Raw genomic sequence first — 1,504 nt, forward strand, 5'->3', positions numbered from 1 at the left:
ATAAAAAATATTGTTCCACAAGATAGTGCAAGTTTTAAAGATAATTTGTTAAAAATACAACCAGATTGTGTTATTCATGGTGATGATTGGCAATTTGGTTATCAAAAAAAATATCGTACAGAGGCTTTAGAATTATTAAGACAATGGAATGGAAAATTAATAGAAGTGCCTTATAGTCATGATATAAATGAAATAAAAGTAAAGGAAAATATTAGAAAATTAGGCATAACATCTACTGCCAGACAAAGCAGGTTAAAAAAACTACTAAAAGCAAAAAAAGTTTTAAAAATACTTGAGGTTCATAATGCTTTAAGCGGTCTTATTGTTGAAAATGCTAGTGAAGTACTAGAAGATGGAGAGATTGTAACATTTGATGGTATGTGGTCTAGTTCACTTACTGATTCTACCTCAAAAGGCAAACCAGATATTGAGGCTGTAGATACTACAGCCAGGTTAACAACCATAAATGAGATTTTTGAAGTAACAACAAAGCCTCTTATATATGATGCAGATACTGGAGGAAAACCGGAACACTTTGAATTTACTGTTAAAACATTAGAGAGAATTGGAGTTAGCGCTGTAATTATTGAGGATAAAACTGGATTAAAGAAAAATTCTCTCTTTGGAACAGAAGTAGAGCAGACACAAGATACTGTAGAAAATTTCTGTTATAAAATCAAATCTGGCAAAAAGGCACAAATTACAGATGATTTTATGATTATTGCTAGAATTGAAAGCTTAATTTTGGATAAAGGTATGGAAGATGCTCTAAAAAGAGCTTTTGCATATATAGATGCTGGCGCAGATGGAATAATGATACATTCAAGAAAAAAAGACCCAACTGAAATAATAAATTTTATAAAAGAGTTTAGACAAAAAGACAATAGTACCCCTATAGTAGTTGTTCCAACATCATTTAATACTGTTACAATAGATGAATTTTCTGAAATGGGGGTAAATGTTGTGATATATGCAAACCATATGTTAAGGGCTGCTTATCCAGGTATGATGAAGGTTGCAAAGTCTATTTTAAAACATAAAAGGTCGCTTGAAGCAGAACCTGACTGTATGCCCATAAAGGCTATTTTAGAACTGATACCAGGTACAAAATAATGGCACTTGATACAAGAGATTTTATTAGTAGATTAATAGCGAACGGATATACACATCTTTGCGTTGTTCCATGTAGTTTTATAAAATATGTTATAAATGAGGCAATAAATAATCCGAATATTGAGTATGTCCCATGTGCCAGTGAGGCAGTTGCTTGCAGTATAGCATCTGGTTTAAAAATGGCAGATAAAAAGCCAATTGTATTAGTCCAGTCCAGTGGTATTACAAACATGGGTAGTTGCATTACCAGCCTATTAAAACCATATAATATTACTTTTCCGATTTTATCTAGTTGGAGAACGTATAGTGATGGAGATAGTGAAATACAACATGAGCATCTAGCAACAGGATTGCCGTCTCTTATATCTACATATGGATATAACAGCCAGAT

2 protein-coding genes are annotated in these 1,504 nt (G+C 32.3%); both read left to right on the forward strand.

What is annotated here, in order from left to right:
* The coding region (aepX, locus tag FZ949_RS09170) for a phosphoenolpyruvate mutase (RefSeq protein ID WP_148790368.1) at window positions 1-1,113 on the forward strand (1,113 nt) is incomplete at its 5' end.
* On the forward strand, window positions 1,113-1,504 hold a 392-nt coding region (locus FZ949_RS09175; RefSeq protein WP_262367797.1), incomplete at its 3' end, for a thiamine pyrophosphate-binding protein. The genes aepX and FZ949_RS09175, both read left to right, overlap by 1 nt.

This window comes from Campylobacter concisus (assembly GCF_902460545.1).
Classification (GTDB): domain Bacteria; phylum Campylobacterota; class Campylobacteria; order Campylobacterales; family Campylobacteraceae; genus Campylobacter_A; species Campylobacter_A concisus_AE.